This window comes from Phycisphaerales bacterium AB-hyl4 (assembly GCA_041821185.1).
GTDB classification, from domain to species: domain Bacteria; phylum Planctomycetota; class Phycisphaerae; order Phycisphaerales; family Phycisphaeraceae; genus Natronomicrosphaera; species Natronomicrosphaera hydrolytica.
Genome location: JBGUBD010000006.1, coordinates 134,083 through 157,325 on the forward strand (window position 1 = coordinate 134,083; position 23,243 = coordinate 157,325).

Below are 23,243 nucleotides of genomic sequence, written 5' to 3' on the forward strand. Positions count from 1 at the left end.
AGTACATGCGCCAGTGCTCCTTCTGTGATAGCTCGTGTCAGACACGAGGCCACTTGTACACGACAACGATTCTCCATTGCGTCAAAGCAAGGAGTTGTATAGTCGTTGCAACGATAACGTGGTGTCAACAGGGAAAGCGGTTACCCAATGAAGCTTTACATGCACACCGACGTAGAGGGCGTGGCCGGCTGGGTGTTCTACGGCCAGCGGGACATGGACCGTTCGGCCAACCGCGAGCACACCCATCGGATGAATGCGCTATTCACCGGCGAAGTGGTGGCCGCCTGCGAAGCGGCGCTGGATGCCGGCGCGAGCGAAATCTACATCAACGACGCCCATGGGCCCTGCCACAGCGTCGACTTCGAGCGTCTGCCCGCCGGTTGCCGGATCATTCACGGCCGACCGGGGTACTTCGATGCCTGGCTGTCGCAACTGGATGAAACCTTCGACGCGATGATCTGCGTCGGCCAGCATGCCATGGCCGGGACGCCGGCGTCGGTGTGTCCCCACTCGATGTGGCATGTCAACGACGGGCTCAAGCTCAGCGAGACCACCATGGCCGCTGCGTTGGCAGGCACCAAAGGGGTGCGACGGTGCTGGTGACCGGCGACGACAAGATCTGCGCCGAAGTGCGTGAAAAGATTCCCGGCATCCATACCGCTGCAGTGAAAACCGGCATCGCCGCGCAGAACGCCTGCTCCCTGGCGCCGGTGGAAGCCCGGCAGCGCATCGGCGAAGCCGTGGCCGCAGCGCTGGGCGAGATTCAGAAGATCAAGCCTTACACGATTCCGGGCCCTTACCGGTTGAACATCAGCAATCGCGACCCGGCGCAGCGCCTGTTCGACCAGGACGTGGAGGGCGCCGACCTGTGGGAGACCTTTCATCAAGCGGTGAACAGCACGTCGTACGGTCACTACCAGGAAGACCCGATCGATGACGGCAGTTTCCGCTGGCCTTGAACCCCTCCTGAACGAAATGCAAGGACCTTCCCATGCAAGCCCCCACTATCGTGCCTCAGACCCGTCCGATTCGCATCGCCGTCATCGGTTGCGGGGCGCTGGCGCAGAGTCAGCATCTGCCGAATATCGTGGCCGCGCCGCAGCTTTCATTGCAGGCGTGTTGTGATGTCTCGGACGAGACGTTGACGGCGTGTCAGGCGCGTTTCAGCCCGGCCTATACGAGCACGGACTTCGCGCCGGTCGTGCGTGACCCGGATGTCGAGTTGATCGTGCTCGCCGCCACGGAGCGGTTGCGGCTGCCGGTGATCCGCGCTGCGGCGGAGGCGGGCAAGCCGATCTACGTGGAAAAGCCGATGGCCCGTTCGCTGGAGGAAAGCTACCAGATTCAGCAGATCGTCCGCGACGCCGGCATTCCCTTCTGCATCGGACACAACCGTCGCAGTGCCCCGGCCATGATCGAAGCACACCAGATCTTCCGCCAGCACATGGAAAACCCGACCGCCGTGCCCTGGCGATGGGAGCGCGAGTCCCCGCGCATGGGGCTGGCCGAGGAGGGCGTGCCGGGCATGAGCGTACGGGTCAATGATGACTGGCATTCGTGGAAAAACTGGGTGTTCGACAAGGAGCAGGCGCCTCACGGCCCGATGCTCTTTGAGATGACGCACTTTACCGATATGTGCAACTGGTTTATGGATGATGAGCCGGAGGTGGTGACGGCCTTGGACTCGGGCATGCTCAACAGCGGCGTGGTGATCCGCTACCGCAACGGCGCGATAGCGACGATCGGCATGTTCGCCAACGGCACGTTCGGCTATCCCAAGGAGCTGTACGAGGTGTTCGGCCAGGGGGCGGCGGTGGCGGTCGATCACATGCTGGAGGTGCGGACGGTGGGCATTGATGATGCGCCGCCGCACAAGACGTATGCAATGCTCAACGATCGCCATTCATCTGTCGGCACGGAAGGCGGCTTGTCTGGCTGGCTGGCGAAGAAGCGGACGGCCTGCGAAGAAGCTGCAGCGGCGGGCGATCCGTTGCAGCAGTTCACCGCCGAGCCTGACAAGGGGCATGCCCATCACCTGCACCGTTTCGTGGCGGAGGTGACTGGCCAGGGACCGATGGTGTGCGGCGTGGACGAGGCGGTGCGTGCGACGCAGGTCGCGATCGCGGCGATCCAATCAGCCCGTCAAGGCAAGCCGGTGCTCGTCGAAACGCTTGGTCCGCCGACGGCATAGTCGGGCCGAGTGAATTCCCCGAAAGGTGATACATGCCCGATCAGGCACTTCAAGTGGCCGGCCTCGCTCAGGTACGCGAAGCCCGTGTAGCGTTATCCCATCAGCCGTTCGTGCGGCCACTGGTGCTGAGCACCGGGCCGATCGCGTCAATCACACAGGCCGACGCGGTGGTGCGTGTGCGCGTGGGGGAGATTGAGGCCGAGGGACGCGGCTGTATCTATCTCAGTGACTTATGGGCCTGGCCGGACCCGGCAGTGGTACACGCGGACCGTGACGCGGCCATGCGGGCGTATTGCCATCACGTTGCGGAGCGTCTGCCACGGATCAGCGATCAACCGGCGCATCCGCTGGCCATCGGCCTTCGGCTGCACCACGACGCGATCGAGCAGACGCCGACGATCGAGCCGGCCACACCCCCGGCACTGGCGCGGTGTGTATGCGCAAGCATCTTCGATGCGGCGGTGCACGATGCCGTGGGGCAGGCGCTGGGCGTCAGCGCGTTCGATCTCTACGCGGCCGATCAACCTTTGCCGGAGGCCGACACGGCATTCGGCGGTGTCGGCCGCACCTTCGCCGCCATCCGGAAGATGCTCCGCGCGCCGCCGCGCACGCACAGCCCGGCCTGGTGGATCGTGGGCAAGGCGGACGACCTGGAGCAGGATGTTCGCCCGCATATCGAAAAGCATGGCTACTTCGCGTTCAAACTCAAGATCATGGGCCGGGATGCGGACGAGGACGCCCATCGCGTCGCCGAGGTGTACCGCGCCGCCCGAGACTGGGGCATCAATCAGCCGCGCCTGACCATTGATTCGAACGAAGCGAATCCCGACGCGGCGAGCGTGCTCGAATTTCTCGATCGCCTGACCGCGATCGACCGCGACGCCTGCAGCGCATTGGAGATGATCGAGCAACCGACCGGGCGGGATATTCAAAAGCATGCGTTTGATTGGTCGCCCGTCGCGGCCCGCAAGCCGGTGATGGTGGACGAGGGGCTGATGACGCTGGACTCGATGAAGTTGGCCCGCGAGCAGGGCTGGTCGGGCTTTGCGATGAAGACATGCAAAGGGCACAGTTTTGCGCTGGTCGCCGCGGCGTGGGCTCAGCAGCACGGCATGGCGATGTCGTTGCAGGACCTGACCAATCCGGGCTTGAGCGCGTTGCATGCCGCGTTGTTTGCGGCACGCGTGCCGACGATGAACGGCGTCGAGTTGAACTCGCCCCAGTTCACCCCGGCCGCCAACGCCGACTGGCTCGACCGCTATCCCGATCTGTTTCGCGTCCGCAACGGGATGCACCAACTGCCCGCACCCACGACGGTGGGGCTCGGTGGGCAGGTGATGCCGTAGCCGGGTGATCCCGATCGCTCTCGTTCGCGGTCACCTTATTTTTGAACAATACGTGCACAACATGATCGCCTTACGCCGCCTTCCGGTGATAGTGGCGCAGCAGCCCACCCAGCCGCTCGCGACACACCACCTCGCCATCCTGTGCCACCTTCAGTTCCACCGGCGGCGCGTTGCCCAAGGCTTGATGTGGCCGTTCTTCGTGATAATGGACAAGATATTCGTTGGCAATGTGATTCAAATGCTTCTCGCCCAGCACGACGAAGTGGTCCAACGCTTCCTGCTGGATCGATTGCACAAACCGTTCCGCGAACGCATTCATGTTCGGCTGGGCCGGCCCGACCTGGTGCACTTCAACACCGTCTGACTCGAACACCCGATCGAACCGCTGCGTGTACTTCGTGTCACAGTCGTGGATCACGTGCCTAATCTCGAAGCCCTGCTCCTCCGCCTCCATCACGAAGTTCCGCGCCTGCTGCGTCACCCAGTCATTGGTCGGATGTGCCGTGGCGGCGCTCATGATCACGCGGCGCGTCTCGACGTTGATGAAGAACACCATGTAGTAGTCGACCAGGCCGCCGAGCGTCCACACCTTCTTGCTCAGGAAGTCCGTGGCCCACAAGGTCTTGGCATGAATCTTGAGGAACTCATCCCATGTGCCCTCGCCGCGGGTAGGGCCGGGATCGTGCCCCGCTTCGATCAGGATCTTGCGCACGGTGGTACGGCCGACGCTGTGGATGCCCAGCTTCTTGAGTTCGCCCAAAATTCTCGTATAGCCCCAGCCCGTTTCCTCGGCGATTCGGAGAATGATGTCCCGGATCTCCTCCGACGTGCGCGGCCGGCCGGGTTTGCGCTTCGATGCCCCTGGCTTGCTGGCGCCACCGCTCACCCACCGGGCGAAGGTGCGTGGCGTCACGATGGTGATCAACTCGCGGATGGCGCTGCCCACCTTCCTGCCGAACTTGACCAGCCGGGCCTTTTCCGCCGGGGTCACCGTGATCCGCTTGGGCAGCTTGCTGCGCAGGATCTCGTTCTCGACCTTGAGGTACTGCACTTGGCCAGCCAGCTCGCGGTGGGTGGCATGGGTGATCATCTTCAAGAGCGGATGGAACAACCTGGGCATCGGGTATAATCGCCTCTCTTGCGTCTCTGTGGCGGGTGTCATAGTTTCCGAACACCGCCGGAACCGGGCGTGACGGCGACAGGAGAGGCATCGGCATCAGCCATGGCCGAAGCCAGCCCTCCGCGACTTTGAGCGGCCAAAAAAGTTCTCTGGTTCGTCATGTTCGTCACAGGCCGGTTGCGCACAGGGAGGGCGGGATTCGAAAATCCACTCCACTTTTCATATCGTCGTTTAAAGGCTGTTGAAAAGGGTTCTTTTTTATTTTTAGGCGCTTTATCAGGCGCGGTGGCGGTCGCCGTGTAAGCTGATGCATTGATTGAGGTGATGAGTTGCACCCCGGCATGGGCGACCCGCATCGAGAGCATCCATCAGGCCCTGTCAACCTCGGCTTCGATCTGATTCTTCTGTAAATAGCTTTAGCGGTTCGATGGAGGCGTTTCCATATGACGCAAGCGGCAAACTCTTCCCTGAAGAGTCTGCCGCGTGCACGGTTGTGATTCAGCCCTCAAGCGGTCGTCTGCCCACGCCGTTTACGCCGCGTCAGGACAAGCAGGCCGCCCGCGCCGAGTAGTGCCAGACTGGCCGGCTCGGGTACGGCCAACAACTGGTTTTCATTCAACGCTGTGTTCGACAGTCGCACCTCGTCGATCAGCCCCTCCCACGAAGTCGCTGACCCGTTGTTCCAGTTGCCGATTAGAAAAGTGCTGTCTGCATCATATAAGGAGGCTTCATAACCGGTCACCACACTGCTGGCCAGTTCGCCATCATCCGTCAGGTTCTGCACCCAGAACGTGACCGTGCCGGCGTTGTACACCGCCGCCACATAGTAATCCTTTCCTGCTTCAAGCGTATCTTCAGACGCGAATGTGCTGTTCTGGTTAGTGCTCCCAACACCGTCTGCACTGCTGCCGAATCGCAACTGGCCTGCGTTGGTTACACCGAAAAACCAGCTTCGATTGTTTCCTGAGGTTGTGTTATGAGCGGCGAGAAACCGAGTTCCAACCATTGAACTGCGATTGACATAGGCTTCAATGGTCATCTGATTCGTGATTTCGAAGTCACTCGTGTCAGAAAGGCTGAAATACCCCCCGCCGTCGAAGCTGGCCGCCTGCGTGTTGCTGTCCTGCGTCAACGGCACCGCTTGCGGGAACGCGCTGCCCGGGCCGGTGGCGGGCAAGGTAACCTGTGTGGGCAACGGCGCACCCCCGGCCAATGCCAGATCAAGCTCGTTCGGCCCCGAGTCCGCGACCAACGAACCAGGCTCGTTCGGGTTGTCGCCGAAACGCCAGTATCCGATCGTGGAAGCATCGGCCGAGTCAGCGACAACGCTTGCAAGCAGCGCACATGACACGCCGGCTGACAGAGCCCATTTTCCGAACTGGTTGGTTGTAGCCATACTGTTCCTCCTTCAAAATGATGGTTCAAGTGCAAGTAAACGTCACAAGGCCAATATCACGACGATTTGGAAACAAAGGCAGGGAAGTTTCAAGCATCCCGACCGATCATTAAGCGAGCCGGTTCAGCCGGATGCTGTGCCAAGCTCCTCCCCCCATTGGTGTGCAGGCACCCGCGATAGTCGTCCCGCCCTGAAATCGAATAAAATCTAAAGTAATTCGATTATATAATGAAAAACTTGAATTATCACTCATTATGGCAAAGGGGGCGGAGGGCGTCAAGGAAATTTTCACTTTTCCCGATCCCGTGTTTAATACAAGGATTTTATGCTATTTGGGTGGTATCGCGGATAGTCTCGCCCCGATTGGGGTATTGCATGGGACTCAAAATTGATCGAATTTCTTGAATTAAACCATTGACATGTTTTCTCGGCACGCTACTCTGGAGTCTGATAGTCAGCTGTGCTTGGGTTCATGGTGGGCGTTTCACGTGTGAAAGGTGCAAGATGGCGACTCTGGCCGACATTGCTCAGCAAGCCAAGGTGTCCCCAAGCACCGTCTCCCTTGCAATCAACAACCGCAAGGGCGTGAAGCCGGAGACCCGGCGACGCATCAAACAGCTTGCCAGCGAACTGGGGTATCGGTTCCGTCAACTCGACGGTGAGAACGGTTCATCTGACGCAATCCCCGCGGCAACCATCGGCGTGGTCTATCCCGCCAGCAGCCTTCGACGCGATGGAACGCTCAGCGATCTCCAAGCCAAGTATCTCTTCAGCATCCGAAAGCAATTGAAAGCGCAGAAGTCGCCTGTCAGCGTTCTGGCAGCGATGGATCACGTCGAACAGGATCCGTTTTTTCGGCAAATGATTGATGATGACAGCATTGCCGGGCTGATCTTTCTGAAGGCCACCCCGAGCGACGGCTATACCGAATACGCGGCGAAAAACAACATACCGCAGGTTGTGCTCGGCAGTTCGCCTGCAATCAAGGGATGCAGCAGTATCTCGGTGGATCATTACGACGCGGGCCGGCAGGTTGCCGAGTTTTTCGCCAGCCGCGGTCATAAACAGGTCGCCATGGTCGATGACCAAGACAGCGTCTCCATCTCATTGCAACAGCGAGCCGAAGGGTTTGCCGAAGCTTGTGCGGAATATGGGCTCGAACTCACCATCAAAGAAACGGGCGTCGGCGGCGCTGGCGGCACAGATGAGGTGGACGGCCAATCGATTGTTGAAGCAGTGCGCAAAACGAAAACCACCGCTGTTTTCTGCGTGACCGACGCCGTCGCCCGCAACACGATCGCCATTCTCGAGCCGGCGGGTCTGCGTGTTCCTGGCGATGTGGCGGTAGTCGGCTTTGATAATGTCAGCAGCGTGGTATCTTCAGGAAACCGGATTACCTCCGTTGGATATGACATTGAAAAAATGGCAAGCTTCGCGCCGTGTGTGCTCGCGCAGATGATGGAAAAGAAGTTGCCCATCCGCGAAATCAAAGTCACGATTGAAAGCTACATTGCTGAGCATCATACAACGTAATTGTATGCTGTTTCGGTCGAAACTGTGACCATTCGCCCCTTTTGCCGAGAATTCTGTCATGTGCAATTATCAAATCATGAATCGTCATAATATCGCATTCACATTAATTGAGTTGCTCGTTGTGATATCGATTATTGCTGTTTTGATCGCACTTTTGTTGCCCGCACTTTCCAGTGCCCGAGAAAGCGCTCGACGCATCCAGTGCGCCAGCCAGTTGCGCCAGATTCATCTCGCCGGCTACATGTACCTGGATGATAACGATGGTAAGTGGTTTCGCTCGGTATGGAACAATTGGCTCGCACCGTATGCGGGCCTCACGGAACCTCCGACAACCAATGACAGCACAGATACGATATTCACTTGCCAGACGATGCAGCAGATTCTACCGACACGATTTGGTTTCTATCATGCGAACTATTCGGTGAATCAGTATGTCACGGACGTTAGTGATGTATACCATGATTCGCGAGGACCGTCGCGCATGGATGACGTACAGTCGCCGAGCGACCTGGCATTTTTTACAGACGGAGCACCGTCCAGCGATTATAGCCAGTTAGGCAATCAGTGGTGGATCAACCCACGTACCAGTTACGCAGCCATCGTGAGCCAGACAATCGGGCGCGCTGATCCCCTGCATAGCCAGAGTCTGAATGTGGTTTACCTTGATGGTCATGCCGAATCCACCACCTTTGATTACGCCATTGAGCATTTAAACGACAGGCCCTGGCTGGACTTTCCGGTATCTCGCCGCTTCTGGTTTGGCGGAACATATTCGAATTGACCTCGTTCGGCTTGCGAGACGCATAAACCGCCGAGTCATCCTACCTATTTGACTGATACGACAATTTCATACTGCGGAAGGATTCCATCGATGCGATCGTATATCTGCGCGCTTACGTGGTGCATTGCGGTGCTGATGCCGGTGTATTCAGGTCTAGCATACACCCTGACGTCGGGCGGAGGCGCGAGCATTGTTGTTTCAGAGCAAGCCGAAGCCCCCGTTCGCGATGCCGCCGAGATATTAAAAAAGTATTTGTCTGAAATACTGAACGTATCAATTCCAGTACGGCTGGATTCTGAGTTTACCGGCGACGACGACGCGCCCCTAATACTGGTTGGGCGCACATCATTGAGCGAGCCTCTCGAACTGGAGCCGGAGGAAATCCTCATCCGCTCCGTGGGGGATCGACTTATGATTCAAGGCGGCGATGAGGGCGATCAGGGCAAACAGGCATATGAAGGTACGGTGTTCGCGGCTTACGAATTTCTCGAACGGTATTGCGGTGTAAGGTGGCTTTGGCCTGGCGAGTTGGGGACGGTTGTTCCGAACCTGGATCGAATCGACATGGGTGACATCGACTATCGTTTTCAGCCGCGCATCGAAAAGCGTCATGTGCGAAGCACACATCCCGGGCTGCATCCGAGTGACATGGCCAATTTGTCTCACCAGGCGACGCGACTAGGTTTGCCATTCGGTCTGTATGAAGAGCTATTACGCGAATATGCATATCGGGGTGATCGCGTTCATAATCCCGGCAACTGGTACCGAGCGCAGCGAATGGGTCGGCGAACCAACTATACCGCCAGCCATGCTTACACGCGCTGGTACGATCGGTATGCGAACGATCACATTGAGTGGTTCGCCATGGGGCCGGACGGCAGCCGTGAAGCTGTTCGGCCGGCCCAGGCTCATTTATGCCTGAGTAATGATGAACTGGTTGACAAAATCTCGCATGTAAAGATTGAAGAGTGGCGTAATACCACGCGCGATTCGATCAATATTGCACCCAACGATGGTGTTGGCGAGCCGCATTGCATGTGCGAGAACTGCAAGGCGCTCGACGTGCCGGGCAAGCAACTCGAAATCCCTTTCTGGGGCGAGTACCACTCGTTGACCGATCGATATCTCCATTTCTTTAATCGCATTGCCGAACGGGTGTCGGCTGAGCATCCTGATGCGACGCTTGGAACATTTGCCTATCAGGAGTACACGCACCCGCCGGTTAAGCGCAAAGTTCATCCGAACCTTTACATTGAATTGGCAGCAGGCGGCTACCTCAGCGATGCATATCGCGAGGAACTTCGTGACATCTGGGTGGGATGGCGGGAAATGGGGGCGACGAGACTGGGCTGGCGGCCGAACCTTTTGCACTCGGGCCACGGCTTTCCGCTGAACTATGCTCGCAAGTTGGCTGAAGATATCCGCTTGTTTGCTGACAACGGCATGTTGACCACCGATTTCGACGCCAACGTGTTTCATTGGGCCACGCACGGCATCAACTACTATGTGCTCAGTCAGATGCTGTGGGACCCGGACCAGAACGTCGATGATGTGATTCGCGATTGGTGCGAGGCCGGATTTGGCCCTGCCGCAAATTATATTGAACAGTACCTCGATAAGATCGAAGCGCTGACGAATGAGTTCGCCGCATCCAATATAAGCAGATATTATGGCAATACGCGTGACGCGTTTGTCGCTGACGGACCGAAGGCATATCTCAGATTCATTCCGGAGGGACGCTTGCTACTGGAACAGGCAAGGGATGCGACATCAGGCGATGAAACCATTCGCGAGCGCATCGACTTTCTGGAAGCCGGGCTTGATTACGCGGAAGTTCAAGCCGAGTCATTTATTGTGCTCAATGAGCATTTCCGCAACTTCCGGGCAGCGAGCGATCCGGCGATCAACGACCTCTTGAATCACCGTCTCGATACGTTGCGTCGAATCTATCTGACATATCCGTTGGCAGTGAACGTACTGAACACAACCCGTCACGATGCACGCTACTGGACGTTGCTTGGCTGGGAATGGCCCACGGCGGACGCGTATGCGGACATGTACACGTATCTCGATGTCATTCCCAAGACATGGCGCTTCCGTAAAGATCCGGATGCTCAGGGTGAGGCTGAACAATGGTTCGCTGTGGAAATTGATGATGATGGATGGTCGTCCAAAGATATCGGCGAGTGGTGGGAGCAAGGCTATCACGGCTACGGCTGGTACCGTGCGCGCATTGATCTGCCAGAGGATGTTGACGTTCGGTCTGCCATGCTCGAATTCGACGGGGTAGATGAGCAGGCATGGGTGTATATCAACGGTGAGCTTGTCGGCGAACACACCAGCGCCTCCACCGGCCGTACGCCAGAGGCCATCTGGGATCAACCTTTCACCATCCCCGCATCGAATCTGAAAGCGGGTGAAACGAACACGATCGTCGTGCAGGTTCATGCATCAGGCGGGCGTGGCGGCATCTGGCGGCCCGTGCGCATGTTTCATATCGCATCGCCCTGAGGCAGCTATATCCGGCATCCCGGGACATGAAAATTCAACCAGATTCAACACGATATCGAAAGTGAAAATTGAATGATCCAGATCGATCGCATGAATCGCGCGCTGCTGCTTTCAGCAACCTTGTTTCTGTGGGCCCTTTGGCCGATCGCTGCACACGCAGACACGCCGATCGTTGTGGAGGGCCATGCGAAGGCTGTCGTGGTGTTGCCTGACGATGCGCTGCCGATTCCTGAATATGCCGCTGATGAACTGATTTATCATGTCGAGCAGGCAACGGGCGTTCGTCTGGCAGTCCATCGCGAATCGGACGCGTCGGACGTTGATCCTCAGATGTCGCGCGTATACATCGGCATGACGCGCAAGGCCGACGAGGCAGGCCTTGAGCTTGAAGCCCTGGAATCAGAAGTATTCGTGCTGCAAAGTGGCGATGGGCAGTTGATCATCGCTGGGCACGACGGACCTGGCGACCCCCTAAGTGAGCGCACCACGCACAGTGGCACGCTCTGGGGCGTGTACGAGTTACTGGAGCAGGTGCTGGAGGTGCGTTGGCTTTGGCCGGGCGATCTTGGCACGTTCGTGCCTGAGCGAACGTCGGTTCATGTGCCGGAGATGAATGTCAAAGGTCGGCCGCAACTCGAACGGCGTCGTGTGCGTTGGAACGAACGCCCCGCGCAGCCCGGGCTCGGATTCAGCCATGATGGGGCGAGGAACTACTATCGCGATCTGGGCGTGTTCATGCGTCGACACCGGATGGGCCGATCTGCCGAGGGCTTTTTCCAGGGACGTCGTCCATACGGCCACGCCTTCAGCAACTGGTGGGATGAGTACGGCGAAGAGCACCCCGAATGGTTCATGTTGCTGGAAGATGGCTCGCGCGGCCCCGACGGCCGACGAGGCGGACGAACCTCGATGTGTGTCTCCAACACGGAGCTTCATCGAGAAATCATACGCCGCTGGGAAGCAGAGCGTGCTTCGCAAGTCGACGATCACACGCTGAATATCTGCGAAAACGACCTACGCGCCTACTGCACCTGTAGTGACTGCAAAGCCTGGGACAGTCCGCAACCAAATATCAGATCAATTCCAAAGGGCGTACGCGGAGCGTATGAGCCGTTCAGCGCCAGTACGCGGTACGCACGATTTGCACAAGCGATTTATGAACGTGCTGTCGAAGTCGATCCCGACGTGGTGATGACGACGTATGCGTACTTGAACTATTTCACAGCGCCTTCATCTGACGTGCAGTTGAACTCAAACATCATTGTCGGGTTTTGCCCGTGGGGGTTGCACGACGGCTGGTTCCCCCGCGCACCGGAGACACAGGCCTGGGTCAAGGAGCAATGGAAAGGCTGGGCCGACACGGGAGCAACCTTGTTCTATCGGCCGAACTGGTTTCTCGACGGATACATCGCTCCGTATATTTACGCCAGGCAGTTTGCGGACATATTCAGCTTCGTTTCTGAAAATAACATGATCGCCACCGATTTCGATACGTTGACCGGTCAGTGGGCGACCCAGGCGCCCAACCTCTACCTATTGATGCGCATGCACTCCCATCCGAGCTTACCCGCGGACACGCTACTGGATGAGTATTACCAGGCGTTCGGGCCCGCCGCTTCGCATGTACGCGAGTATTTCGACTATTGGGAGGCTCACACCACCCGGCAGCGCGTGCGCCTTTTGCATCTGGTGGAGGCGATGGACTTGAACCGCCGATTCCACTTCGCGCGGATCATGCCCGATCTTTATCCTGCCCGTGTACTTAACGAAGCGGCGACGATACTTGATGCTGCCGAGGCGGCGGTGCGTGACAGCGCGAACGACGACTACGCTGCTCGCGTGGATTTCCTGCGTCAAGGGTTGGCTCACGTTCGCAAAGTCGTTGCGGTGGCGGCGGTGTTTGAAGATGAATCGACATCGTCCGCACGTCGGCACGACGTGCTGAATAAGTTGATTTCGTTCCGTCGGCAGGTTGAAGGCATGAATATTGCGGACCTGAATTGGGCGGCGGACGTTGAAAACGCCAGTTGGCAGGGGCAACGGGGATTTCAGCGCATCGAACAAAGCGTAGATTTTGTTGCGGCCACACGCAGGGCGATTCCATCCCTCGAGCCGGCCGGGTTCGAACCGCATGACAGTATACCTGACCACGCGATAATTGTCCGCGGAAACGCCAATTATGCCCTGCATCTTGAAGCGGGGCAGGCGGTCAATCTCAAGATCACCTGTTATCAGATTGGCAACTACCAGGACGCACTGCCTTACGGGGTGGTCAACGCTTCGGGTGAGGTCATCGCAACCGGTCTTGTAAAGTCCGATGAGACTGATCACGTGCGTGTGGTTGCCGAGGAGGTCGGCACGATCACTATTCACACCGCCATGCGATGGAATGGCAATGCAAGCATCGTTGAAGCGGATCGTCCATTGGCACTGATCGGACGCAGCCTGGCTGGCGACGCAAGCAACGAGCCGCGCAGCACGCGAAACCGTTTGAACCTGTTCCGGTACGGGGGCAAACTTTACTTTCGCGTGCCGGCAGAACTAGCTTCGTTTGAAATTGAAGTCAGCGGTAAGAGCTCGACGTTTTCAAAAGCATCGTTGATCGATGCGCAGGGGCGGACGGTCGAGGTGCGTGATGGCATTCACGGCAATGAGCCACATCGTTTCTCGGTCAGCCGAGAGCCATCGTCGCAGGACGAGCTATGGGCCTTGCGCATCGAGCCAGCCAGTGAGGGTACGTTCAGTGACGTGTTTATTGAATTCATGGATCCGCTGCCAGATTTTCTGGCCGTCGACCCTGCCGCGCTGCCAAGGCAGACAAGTGTGCCATCTGGACTGCGAGACTGACGGCTACAGGCTCCATGTCCGCTGCAGTCCAGCCACACCTATTTGCCTTGGCCCACCATTAGCGGATTCCGGGCGAAGCCGGGAAGATGCCCGGCAACTTCAGCGACGAGGAAGTCAGGCAGTTCGTCGAGCGGCTGCGGAAAGGGGGGTGATTCAGACTGAAATTGGCGTCAAATGAACTGATGAAGTACGGTGCCGATAGACGTATCACACGCTATGGCGACGCAAGTAATTGTGCCAAAACACCTTGCGATAGGATCCGGCAATGATGAGTTGAATCGCGTAGTGGTCGGCACCAAATGATTTTTTTACGTTCCTGTTTCGCTTGATGGCCGATGACGATGCGCTGCCCGAACCGACGGCACCGGCCGACCTGAACTGGCCCCGCGTTCAGACGTTCGACAATGGGGTCGCCGTGCTCCGTAGCGGCTGGACCATGGCCAACGACGTCGTGCTTGGCATTCGAAGCGGCGGCGCCGCCCGCACCGGCTATTCGCATGATGTCCCCAATCGCAATGCCATCGCACTATTCGTCGATGGGGAGTACATGATCGCTGTGCCCGGCCGGGCCAGCTATCGCAGCCCGTTGCGACGCGAATGGGATTGGCGGACCACCAGCCAGAACACGATCACCCTCGACGAACGCAATCAGGTCCGGGAGCGCCAGGCCGAGATCATCCGCACACACGAAGACGAGATGCTGATGTATCTCGTCAGCGACGCGACCGGCTCCTACTTCGACGATCCGGAACTGGTCAGCCGGCATGTTCTGTTCGTGCGCGATGCAACCTACATCCTCATCTGGGATGAGATCAAGCTGCGTCAGGAAGCATCTGTTCAATGGCAGATGCATTTTGCAAACTATGACGATCAAGGTGAAATCGAACCGTACGGCGACGGCCAATGGCGATTCACCCGCCCCGGCGGGTCGCTCCGCCTCTGGCTGGCAGGCACTGAGACTGACGAGCCAACGGTCAGCGATGGCATCATGCACACGGGGTATTCCTATTCCCCTGGCGGGCCGAACGAAGGCGAGTGGGGGAGTTCCTTTAAACTGCAGGCCACAACGTCTTCAGCTCGTCGGGCCACCGAGTATGTCACAGTCGTTGTCCCCCGATCAGAGCAGCCGCCCGGGTCCACCATCCGGATTCAAAAGCACAATGACGAAGGCGCCACACGGTTGACCGTGCACGGCGACGGATGGCGGGACGAACTCCGTTTGATCTCTGAGACGGCACGAAAAGCCAACGGAGCTGCCGGGCACATCGAGTACGTGCATTACAGTGAAGGAGAGCCGGTTTATCGTTCCATGCTTCCGGAGCGATAAGTGTTGAAACGGCGCGTGTGCAGCGATCGTGCGGGCGGCTTCGCCCCCCGATCGCTGCCAATTGGGCAGGTCGTTGAGGTCCGTCTTATCCTCGGCATAGCCCGACCCCGCGTCGGTGGTATCTTTGAGGCTGAATAACCGCCCCACGTTGTGAAAACTGTGGCGGTTTTAATCCGACTAGTGATCTATGCGCATGTCTTCGGTCTTCCAATAAACCCGCGCAATCTTCAGGGCGCACGGCGGGAGGGCGCACGGCGGGCCGTTGCGGACGTGCCTTTTTCGCGACGTGTAAAAGGGATAGAGTGTGAGTTGAATGAAAGCAACCCATTCCCCCCGCACCATGGAGTCCTTTCGTGCCGACACAAACATGGCAGTCCTGTTTTGATCACGTTCACGATGTGGCCATACTCGGGGCCGGCTATGCTGGCTTTGCCGCGGCGCGTGCGCTTCACGCCGCCGGTCGGCGTGTGCTGCTGATCGACCGGGGCGGTGACCTGCTGTGGGAGAGCGGGCGGGCATTGATGTCCGAGGCCGGTCGTGAGGAGCATCCACTCTGGCATGCGCTGGTCGATGAGGTTCGACGGCGTGGGTCGGCCGACGACGACTATCTCGATGGTGCGATTGCCGAAATCGTCGCCAGCAGTCAGCTTGCAGACGACGCGCTGCCGGTGCTCTATTACGCCGGCGTGGTTGGTGTGCAGATGGCCGACGATCTGCTGGTCGGCATCACGGTGGCGACCAAGGCCGGCCGACGCCGTATCGCCGCGCGGCAGTGGATTGACGCGACGGAGCACGGTGAGTTGCTGGCGCTGCTGCCCGACCCGCCTGCATTTCGTCGGCCGAGCCGACAGTTGCTGCACGTCTTCCTGCAACACCATTCCTGGCCAGCCGACTTACCCGCGTCGATCGAAGCGCCTCTCGCGTTGTCCAACGCGTTGGCGGGGGTGAAGCTTACGTGGCGTCGTTCGTTCTGGGAAACTGAACGGTTGTTCTGCATTGACCTGCCGGGCGATTCCAACGCGCCGCGAACGGCGATTCACCCTGCGTTGCAGGCGCTATATCAGGCGATGCCGGCTGCGGTGATGAAAGAAGCGGTGGTCAGCCACGTCAGTGCGGTGGCGTTGCCGACGTACGAGCGTTCCGCCGACGCTGCCATTGTTAACCCGGCCTTGCCGGGCAATGTCACCCCGGCCTCGCCGGCCATGACCGCCGAGCCTGTGTTCACGCTGGCGGAACGCTTTCGACTTGGCGCGCGTGCCGCATCCGCGTTGGCCGACCCGTCAACGGCCTCGGCCTCCTCTGACTTGCCCGTGGAGGGGGCGCTGCCTGTCGGTTCCATGCACAAACTCACCGCGGATGTAGTGGTCGTCGGCGGCGGGACGGGCGGTGCGGTGGCCGCGATCGCTGCCGGTCGAGCGGGGGCACGTGTCATCTGCCTCGACGCACTGCCATTCCCCGGCGGCATTGGTGCGGGGGGCGCGATTCACCTCTACTACTTCGGCGTGCCCGGCGGCATGCAGGCGGAACTGGACCAGCGCGTGCGCGAGACCATGGCGGTGTTCGGCCGAACGCAGCAGGTACACGGCTTCCACCCGGACGCGAAAAAGACCGCGCTGGAACAAATGATGCGCGAAGCGGGCGTCACTTTCCTGCCGCAGACGATGGCGTTCGACGTCGAACGCTCGGGGCAACGGGTGCAGGCGATCCTGGCCAGTCGACCGGAGGGGCCTTGTCGAATCGAGGCCGACGGATGGATTGACGGCACGGGCGACGGCGACCTGTGTGCGCTGGCCGGCGCTCACTTCAAGTTGGGGCGCGAGGGCGATGGCCTGCTGCACGCTTACAGCCAGTCGGCCGGCTGTCTGAAAGCGCAGGACAAGCAAAAGCAACAGCGCGTTCTGTTGCGCTACACCAACTATGACGCCGGCTGGGTCGATCCGACCGATCCGGATGACCTCAGTCGGGCGCGCGTCGTCGGCGTCTGCCAATACCTGCGCGACAGCTATGGCAACTGGACTCGGCCGACCTACATCGCGCCGGCGATTGGCTTGCGGCAGGGCCGACAGATCGAAACGCGGTACATGCTCACCATGGCGGACCTGATCGAACGTCGGCAGTTCGCGGATGTGATCGGCTTCACCGGCGCCCATTACGACAACCATTCGATCGACTTTGAGTTTGAAAGCGATGAAGGTTTGTTCTGGGTCTGGCTCTGCCGCCAGTGGCGGACACGGTTGGCTTGTGAGATGCCTTACGGCATGATCGTACCGCGCGACCTGGATAATGTCTGGATCGCCTCGCGAGCGTTGGGCGTCACAATGGACGCGCACTCGACCTGCCGCATGCAACGGGACATGCAGCGCGTCGGTGAAGCGGCCGGCCATGCCGCGGCACTGGCGGTGGCGCATCGCCTCCCCGCCCGCGACCTGCCCATAAGCGAGTTGCAAAGCAGGCTGGCCGAAACGGGCGCGATTGATGTCAAGCGCGCGAACACGAACGTGTTCGACGATCTTGTCGTTGAGGCGGAAGCGTTGGCTTCGCCGATCGACGACGAGCAGATCGAGCAGGGGCTCGACCATTTGGCGCGAGGGGTTGCACACGCATCGCTGTGGTATCTCTACCGTTCGCCGGAGCGCGCTCGGTCGGCCGTGCTGGAGCATTTGCAAAGCGACAACCCGCACGTCAGTTGGCTGTCGGCGGGCATCGCCGCCATGTGGGGCGACGCCACCGCCGAGCCGCGGCTGATTCGGGCGATCACGACCCGCGAGTATGGCTACGACGACTTTACCGACCGTCACCTCACAAACCTCAAGCCGGGCGTTGAGCAAAGCGCCAGGCCTGAACATCACCACCGGCTCGTCCCCAACTGGCTGACTGCGGTTTCGATGCTGCGTGCCTGCGGTACGTCGGCCTGCGTGCCCGCCTTGCTCGACTTGGCCGGTCAACCGGACCTGATGCTCAACGTGCGCACCGCCATCGGGCTCACCTTTGAACGCCTGGTGCAGTCGGGCCGCGTCGTGGACACCGAGGCAGTGAAGCAGGTGATCGAACGGTTGCTGCGCGAGCCGGTGCCGGGCAGTTTTGTCGTGCCCGGCCGGTGCATTGGTCAGATGCTGAACAAGGCCGACGAAGCCGAAGCCGAGCCGACCGCTTCGCCGCGTCGTCGGCCGGAGGCGGTGCTTACGCCGTATGAAAGTCACCTCTGGCAGTTGCACCTGGTGATCGCCCGGCTTGCCCGGCTGGCGGACCTGCCCTTGCCGGTGCAGGTCGTTGCCTGTTTCGACGACCCGCGAGCGGCGGTCCGCCGTTCTTTCGAGCCGATCCGCGCGTCACGTTCGCTGCAAACGGCAAGTGATTGACGCTTCATCTGTCGCGTCAGCTTTGCACGTTCTGGCCGCGACTTTCTTTGCGGTACTGGGTGGGGGGCATGCCCGCGAGGCGGCGGAAAACCGTGCTGAAGTGGTTGGCGTTGGCGAACCCGCAGGCGGTGGCGATGCTCGGCATGTCGGCATCGGTTTCAACGAGCAGCTCGCGCGCTTGATTGATCCGATGTTGATTGATCAATCTCGCCGGACTCGTACCGAGTTGATGCTGGAAGCGGCGCAGCAGCGAACTGCGTGCGGAGGTGACGGCGTCGCAAACGTGTTTGACCGCGATCGGGCTGGCATAGTTCGCCCGAATGAACGCCACGGCTTCACGCACCTGCTCGTCTTCAATGGCGAGCACGTCCGTCGATCGCCGAGCAACCACGCGCCTCGGCGGTAACAGCATCGGCGTCGTTGGCGGCGCCTCGCCGGCCATCAACCGGTCCAGCAGCGCAGCCGCCTCATAACCGAGCTGATACACGTTGCGATCAATGCTCGATAACGGCGGATTCGTGAGGTTGCAGATGACATCGTCGTTGTCGATGCCCAGCACCGCCACCTGCTCGGGCACGGTCAGACCCGCCCGGCTGCACGCCGCGAGCACCTGCTGCCCCCACGTGTCGTTGCAGGCCATCACCCCCACGGGCGCGGGCAACGATCGCAGCCATCGATCGAGCGCGGCCAACCGCTCCGCCGGCCATGGCGCGGCGCTCGGTCCACCAGGGTCAAGCCAGACCGCCAGCTCCAGACCCGCTTCCCGCACGCCGGCTTGAAACCCCAGCAGACGATCCCGCGAAAACGGCTCGTTCTCAAAACCACAAAACGCCAGCTTGCGAAACCCTCGCTCCAGCAGATGCGCCGCCCCCAGTCGGCCGAGCGCCTGACTGTCCGAAACCACGCTGACCTGCGGCAGCGGAACGACGCGCGTCGACATGTTCACCACCGGCACGCCACGGCGGAGCAGCGGCTCAACGTCGGTGTGCGGCTGCTGGTAAGCGATCAACCCATCCAGGTCGGCATGCTCAAGGTCCGGCAGGAAGCCGAACGTGGTCTGCGGCCGGGTGTAAATCTGCCACGCCCCGTATCGGCCGGCGTAGGTGGCGATGCCGCGCATCGCCTCGTGCGTGTGGGTCGAAAAGATGGTTAGAAGCAGGCCGACTTTCTTCATGCCATCTCCCGGCCAAGTGGGACGAATCGAAAGAAATTATACACAAAATGCTATATTCCCGACGGGACGCTTGTGACATACTCTACCGGTCTTTGATCTTTTAAATCACATCGAGGAGGAACCATGATGCGTCCACAAACGTTTCTAGCGTCGTTAACTATCGCCACTTGCAGCACTTTTGGAATCGCCGCCACCGCTGACGCCGACCTGCTTCTCGGCTACACGTTCGAAGACGACAGCTTCGCCCCGAGCTTCGAGGCCGAGGGGGTGAGCGGAAATTCTTTCAACGCTGACGGAGCCGGCGAAAATACGCAAGTGAACAACTTCCAGTCGATGGATGCGGTTTCCGTGCGTTATGCCTCGCAAGTGGCTGGCGCCCCGACCACTGAGGCCGAGGCGATCGCCACCGGCGTGTACGGCCAGTTCACGTTGACGCCGGAGGCGGCGCTCCAGTCAATTGCCCGCTTTGATTTTGAGTACCGTCGAGGGGGCACCAGCCAGGATCGCAGCTTTGCGTTGTACTACAGCGTCGGCGAGCCGACGGGCGACTTTGAAACGGACTGGGTACACGTGGGGACCGTTGATACGCCGGACGGCACCGCTGCAGAATTTACGCCCACCGGCTACGACCTGAACCTGACGGAGGTGACCGAGCCGGTGACGTTCCGTTTCTACGTGTGGACGCCGAGCATCAACACGGGCGGCTACGACATGCGGTTCACGAACTTCGAAATCAACGGCGTCATCCCCGAGCCGGCCTCGGCCATGCTCGCAGGATTTGGCAGCTTGCTGCTACTTGGGCGGCGACGTCGGTCAGCCGATAACTAAGACATCCGACCCGGAAGCGCGGTGTTTCCGTCGCCCAAGCCGACTTCGTGATCCATCCGGCGCGCCCCCTCCGCCGAAGGCGCGCCTTTCATTCCAATGAGGTGTCGGATGTCGCTCCATCAGTTTCGCAAAACAACCGCAGCCTTCACGCTGATCGAACTTCTCGTGGTAATTTCGATCATCGCCCTGCTTATCGCCATCCTTCTACCCGCCCTCAGCTCGGCGCGGCAGACGGCCCGCGCCGCCCAGTGCATGTCCATGCTCCGCCAGTTCGGCGTCGCCCAGGAAATTTATGCCAGCGACTACGACGGCTGGTACGCGCCGATCATCACCACCGACGGCGAACGCACCGCGGCCAACCGCTCCTATTGGTATGCCAATCCGCATCTGCGCAGCGCCATCGGCGTGGACCACACCGTGCGGAACTGGCGCTGGCCGGAGACTTATTCATGCCCTGACGCGACGTACGCTCGCGGGGAGGCTGTTGCAGGTGAGGACGAGACGGGCATTGCCCGAATCGATCGATCCTATGGCTACAACCGGACCATGAACGAGGAATATGTGGATGGCGCCTACGACGGATGGGCCGCCGACTATCTCGGACATCACCAGGATCGGATCATGTCCGCGTCTCGCAAGATTCACCAGGCGGACTCATTGCACTTTCAGATCAGTCATGGTGCGAAGGATGAGTACGCGGGCGAGATGTTTACGACGCGGTTCGAGACCGCCTATCGCCACGGCGGCACCCCGGCTGCTGGCGCCGCCAACATCCTTTACTTCGACGGCCACGTCGCCGCTACGCTGCGGGATACGGTGGTAATGAACGACCGCCGAATGTGGGAACCGAACATCCGGTAACGGTGTTCGTTGTCCTTGAATGGTGGCCAGCCATTGGCGTCGACTTTATCGCAATCGAATTGTGAGGGAGATCACCGCCTCGGCGATTCCCTCGTGCGCGGCCGTGCCACCTGTGTTGAAAGAACGGAACGCATTCCATGAACATTCACCGGGCCATCATGCATCTCACGACGACCGCGGCACTGTCTGGGGCCGTTCTTTTTCTCAGCCTGCCCGTGCTCGCAGGCCTGCCGGCCGAGAGCGACGTGCTGATCGATTTTGACGCCGAGTGGCGGTACCACGATGGCGACGAAGACCTCGGCACGGCATGGAAACAACCCGACTACGACGACAGCGACTGGTCCGAAGGGCCGGCGCTGCTGGGCTATGCGCCCGGCAACCGCGGCGCGCGATGGCCGAGCCCGCATCTGCAAACGCGGTTGCAGGAAAGCCTGATCACCTACTACTTCCGCAAGGAATTCGAGTATGCCGGGCGCACCGACGGCGTTCGCCTGCGGCTGGATCAGATCATCGACGACGGGGCGATCTATTACCTCAACGGCGAAGAGATCGGCCGAAGCGAGTTGATGCCGGACGGCGAGATCGGATTCGGCACGGAAGCCGACCGCTTCACCAACCCGAGCGTGGAGCAGGACGTTTTCGAGATTGACGTATCGCACTTGCGCGAAGGACGCAACGTGCTGGCCGTGATGGTTGCCAACCATACCGCCGGCAGTTCGGACATCTGCCTCGGCGTTCGCCTGAGCATTACGAAAGACGTTCAGAAACCCGCGGCGCTTTACCTGACCTGGCAGCGCGATCCCACCACGACGATGACCATTCAGTGGCACACTGAAGGCCCGGACGACGAAGTGATGATCGAGTACGGCCCGAGGGGTGGTGAAGACCTAAGCCGCACCGAAGGCGTCAGCCACCCCATGGTCTTCTCCGACCGCCACATTCACACGGTGGAGTTGATCGACCTCGAGCCAGGCTCGAATTACCGCTTTCGCATCTATCGTTCCGAGCAGGGGCAGAGCAGTCGGTTTTACGCGTTCCGCACGATGCCTGCCGAGGCTGACCGTCCGATTCGCTTCGCCGCCGGTGGTGATACGCGAACGCGGAAGGCGTGGATGGAGCAGACCAACCGACAGGCCGTGCGCTACGATCTCGACTTCATTGTCTGGGGCGGCGACCTTGCGTATGCCGACGGGCGAGAGGAAAACCTCTACCGCTGGTATGAGTGGTTCGAGGTCAATTACAACACGCTGATTGACGAAGACGGCCGGGTCGTGCCGATCATCGTCGGCATCGGCAACCACGAAATACGCGGTGGCCGATACCGCGGCGAAGGTCGCGGGGAAGAAGGTTACGAAGACACGGATGCTTTTCGTGAAGATATCGCGCCCTATTACTTCAACCTCTTCGCCTTTCCCGGCCACCCCGGCTATGGCACGCTGGACTTCGGCGACTACATGAGCATCATCCTGCTCGACACGGACCATGCGGGCCCGGTACATGGCAAGCAGGCGTCGTGGCTGGAAGAAGAACTCACCGACCGCCAAGACGTCCCCCACCTGTTCCCCGTCTACCACATCCCCGCCTATCCCTCGGCCCGCGACTTCAGCGAGTACGTCAGCGGAAGGGTTCGACAACACTGGGTGCCCTTGTTTGAACAGTACGGCATCCGCGTGGCGTTCGAAAACCATGACCATACTTACAAACGCACGGTTCCAATTCGAAACAACGAAGAGCATGAAGACGGCATCGTCTACATCGGCGACGGCGCGTGGGGCGTGGGGCTGCGCGAGGTGCATTCCGTCGAGGACACCTGGTATCTCACCCGCGCGGAATCCGTCCGGCATCTGATACTTGTCACGATTCAGGATCAATCCCAGGACTACAAAGTCATCAACGAAGATGGCGACCTGATCGACCATTACATCCCTCGCCCACCCAACCAGTAGATCGCGATACGATTCGCCGGCCT

The 23,243-nt window shown here is 59.8% G+C and carries 17 protein-coding genes; 13 read left to right on the forward strand and 4 right to left on the reverse strand.

The annotated features are described in order from the left end of the window. Positions 1-159: 159 nt before the first annotated feature. Genes ACERK3_11085 through ACERK3_11100 form a run of 4 tightly spaced genes read left to right on the forward strand, consistent with a single transcriptional unit; the run spans position 160 to position 3,537 of the window. Positions 160-603 carry a M55 family metallopeptidase gene (locus ACERK3_11085; GenBank protein ID MFA9478837.1) on the forward strand — a complete coding sequence of 148 codons (444 nt, stop codon included), beginning with the start codon at positions 160-162 and terminating at the stop codon, positions 601-603. Continuing rightward, positions 594-959 carry a M55 family metallopeptidase gene (locus ACERK3_11090; protein ID MFA9478838.1) on the forward strand — a complete coding sequence of 122 codons (366 nt, stop codon included), beginning with the start codon at positions 594-596 and terminating at the stop codon, positions 957-959. The genes ACERK3_11085 and ACERK3_11090 overlap by 10 nt, the downstream gene beginning before the upstream one ends. Positions 960-991: 32 nt before the next feature. Next, positions 992-2,191: a Gfo/Idh/MocA family protein gene (locus ACERK3_11095; GenBank protein MFA9478839.1), complete on the forward strand. Its 1,200-nt coding sequence runs from the start codon at positions 992-994 to the stop codon at positions 2,189-2,191. Between the two features lie 32 nt (positions 2,192-2,223). Continuing rightward, positions 2,224-3,537, forward strand: coding sequence for an enolase C-terminal domain-like protein (locus tag ACERK3_11100; protein MFA9478840.1), 1,314 nt, complete (start codon positions 2,224-2,226; stop codon positions 3,535-3,537). Between the two features lie 70 nt (positions 3,538-3,607). On the opposite strand, the gene ACERK3_11105 is transcribed toward ACERK3_11100, so the two are convergent. From ACERK3_11105 to ACERK3_11115, 3 genes are all read right to left on the reverse strand, one after another. After that, positions 3,608-4,657, reverse strand: coding sequence for an integrase core domain-containing protein (locus tag ACERK3_11105; protein MFA9478841.1), 1,050 nt, complete (start codon positions 4,655-4,657; stop codon positions 3,608-3,610). A 38-nt stretch (positions 4,658-4,695) separates the two neighbouring features. Further along, positions 4,696-5,013 carry a hypothetical protein gene (locus tag ACERK3_11110; protein MFA9478842.1) on the reverse strand — a complete coding sequence of 106 codons (318 nt, stop codon included), beginning with the start codon at positions 5,011-5,013 and terminating at the stop codon, positions 4,696-4,698. 149 nt (positions 5,014-5,162) lie between these two features. Then, positions 5,163-6,053 (reverse strand): LamG domain-containing protein, encoded by an 891-nt coding sequence (locus ACERK3_11115; GenBank protein ID MFA9478843.1) that lies wholly within the window; start codon positions 6,051-6,053, stop codon positions 5,163-5,165. Between the two features lie 504 nt (positions 6,054-6,557). On the opposite strand from ACERK3_11115, the gene ACERK3_11120 reads away from it, so the two are divergent. The 6 genes from ACERK3_11120 (at position 6,558) to ACERK3_11145 (ending at position 18,411) form a co-directional block, all read left to right on the forward strand. Next, positions 6,558-7,586 (forward strand): LacI family DNA-binding transcriptional regulator, encoded by a 1,029-nt coding sequence (locus ACERK3_11120; protein MFA9478844.1) that lies wholly within the window; start codon positions 6,558-6,560, stop codon positions 7,584-7,586. A gap of 58 nt (positions 7,587-7,644) precedes the next feature. Next, entirely contained in the window at positions 7,645-8,367 is a 723-nt protein-coding gene (locus ACERK3_11125) for a prepilin-type N-terminal cleavage/methylation domain-containing protein (protein MFA9478845.1), read from the forward strand. Positions 8,368-8,457: 90 nt separating this feature from the next. After that, complete coding sequence (locus ACERK3_11130; protein MFA9478846.1) at positions 8,458-10,878, forward strand: DUF4838 domain-containing protein; 2,421 nt, start codon at positions 8,458-8,460, stop codon at positions 10,876-10,878. Positions 10,879-10,950: 72 nt separating this feature from the next. After that, entirely contained in the window at positions 10,951-13,725 is a 2,775-nt protein-coding gene (locus ACERK3_11135; protein ID MFA9478847.1) for a DUF4838 domain-containing protein, read from the forward strand. Between the two features lie 328 nt (positions 13,726-14,053). Further along, a complete protein-coding gene (locus ACERK3_11140) occupies positions 14,054-15,052 on the forward strand; it encodes a heparinase II/III family protein (GenBank protein ID MFA9478848.1) in 999 nt (332 codons plus the stop codon). A gap of 353 nt (positions 15,053-15,405) precedes the next feature. Continuing rightward, positions 15,406-18,411: an FAD-dependent oxidoreductase gene (locus ACERK3_11145; GenBank protein MFA9478849.1), complete on the forward strand. Its 3,006-nt coding sequence runs from the start codon at positions 15,406-15,408 to the stop codon at positions 18,409-18,411. A gap of 16 nt (positions 18,412-18,427) precedes the next feature. Here the strand turns inward: ACERK3_11145 and ACERK3_11150 are convergent, their stop codons facing one another. Further along, entirely contained in the window at positions 18,428-19,585 is a 1,158-nt protein-coding gene (locus tag ACERK3_11150) for a substrate-binding domain-containing protein (GenBank protein MFA9478850.1), read from the reverse strand. A 123-nt stretch (positions 19,586-19,708) separates the two neighbouring features. On the opposite strand from ACERK3_11150, the gene ACERK3_11155 reads away from it, so the two are divergent. The 3 genes from ACERK3_11155 to ACERK3_11165 all read left to right on the forward strand — a co-directional run bounded on the left by ACERK3_11155 (position 19,709) and on the right by ACERK3_11165 (position 23,220). Further along, the gene (locus tag ACERK3_11155; protein MFA9478851.1) at positions 19,709-20,413 is read left to right on the forward strand and encodes a hypothetical protein; all 705 of its coding nucleotides are present in this window, start codon (positions 19,709-19,711) and stop codon (positions 20,411-20,413) included. A 108-nt stretch (positions 20,414-20,521) separates the two neighbouring features. Then, entirely contained in the window at positions 20,522-21,274 is a 753-nt protein-coding gene (locus ACERK3_11160) for a prepilin-type N-terminal cleavage/methylation domain-containing protein (GenBank protein ID MFA9478852.1), read from the forward strand. Between the two features lie 137 nt (positions 21,275-21,411). Further along, positions 21,412-23,220 (forward strand): fibronectin type III domain-containing protein, encoded by a 1,809-nt coding sequence (locus ACERK3_11165; protein ID MFA9478853.1) that lies wholly within the window; start codon positions 21,412-21,414, stop codon positions 23,218-23,220. Positions 23,221-23,243: the final 23 nt, after the last annotated feature.

Excerpts from the sequence above, each read along its gene's own strand:
- ACERK3_11125 (MFA9478845.1), top strand. The coding sequence starts at position 7,645 with ATGTGCAATTATCAAATCATGAATCGTCATAATATCGCATTCACATTA.
- ACERK3_11160 (MFA9478852.1), top strand. The coding sequence starts at position 20,522 with ATGTCGCTCCATCAGTTTCGCAAAACAACCGCAGCCTTCACGCTGATC.
- ACERK3_11110 (MFA9478842.1), bottom strand. The coding sequence starts at position 5,013 with ATGCGGGTCGCCCATGCCGGGGTGCAACTCATCACCTCAATCAATGCA.
- ACERK3_11105 (MFA9478841.1), bottom strand. The coding sequence starts at position 4,657 with ATGCCCAGGTTGTTCCATCCGCTCTTGAAGATGATCACCCATGCCACC.
- ACERK3_11150 (MFA9478850.1), bottom strand. The coding sequence starts at position 19,585 with ATGAAGAAAGTCGGCCTGCTTCTAACCATCTTTTCGACCCACACGCAC.
- ACERK3_11095 (MFA9478839.1), top strand. The coding sequence starts at position 992 with ATGCAAGCCCCCACTATCGTGCCTCAGACCCGTCCGATTCGCATCGCC.
- ACERK3_11135 (MFA9478847.1), top strand. The coding sequence starts at position 10,951 with ATGATCCAGATCGATCGCATGAATCGCGCGCTGCTGCTTTCAGCAACC.
- ACERK3_11085 (MFA9478837.1), top strand. The coding sequence starts at position 160 with ATGCACACCGACGTAGAGGGCGTGGCCGGCTGGGTGTTCTACGGCCAG.
- ACERK3_11165 (MFA9478853.1), top strand. The coding sequence starts at position 21,412 with ATGAACATTCACCGGGCCATCATGCATCTCACGACGACCGCGGCACTG.
- ACERK3_11140 (MFA9478848.1), top strand. The coding sequence starts at position 14,054 with ATGGCCGATGACGATGCGCTGCCCGAACCGACGGCACCGGCCGACCTG.
- ACERK3_11120 (MFA9478844.1), top strand. The coding sequence starts at position 6,558 with ATGGCGACTCTGGCCGACATTGCTCAGCAAGCCAAGGTGTCCCCAAGC.
- ACERK3_11155 (MFA9478851.1), top strand. The coding sequence starts at position 19,709 with ATGATGCGTCCACAAACGTTTCTAGCGTCGTTAACTATCGCCACTTGC.
- ACERK3_11115 (MFA9478843.1), bottom strand. The coding sequence starts at position 6,053 with ATGGCTACAACCAACCAGTTCGGAAAATGGGCTCTGTCAGCCGGCGTG.
- ACERK3_11100 (MFA9478840.1), top strand. The coding sequence starts at position 2,224 with ATGCCCGATCAGGCACTTCAAGTGGCCGGCCTCGCTCAGGTACGCGAA.
- ACERK3_11130 (MFA9478846.1), top strand. The coding sequence starts at position 8,458 with ATGCGATCGTATATCTGCGCGCTTACGTGGTGCATTGCGGTGCTGATG.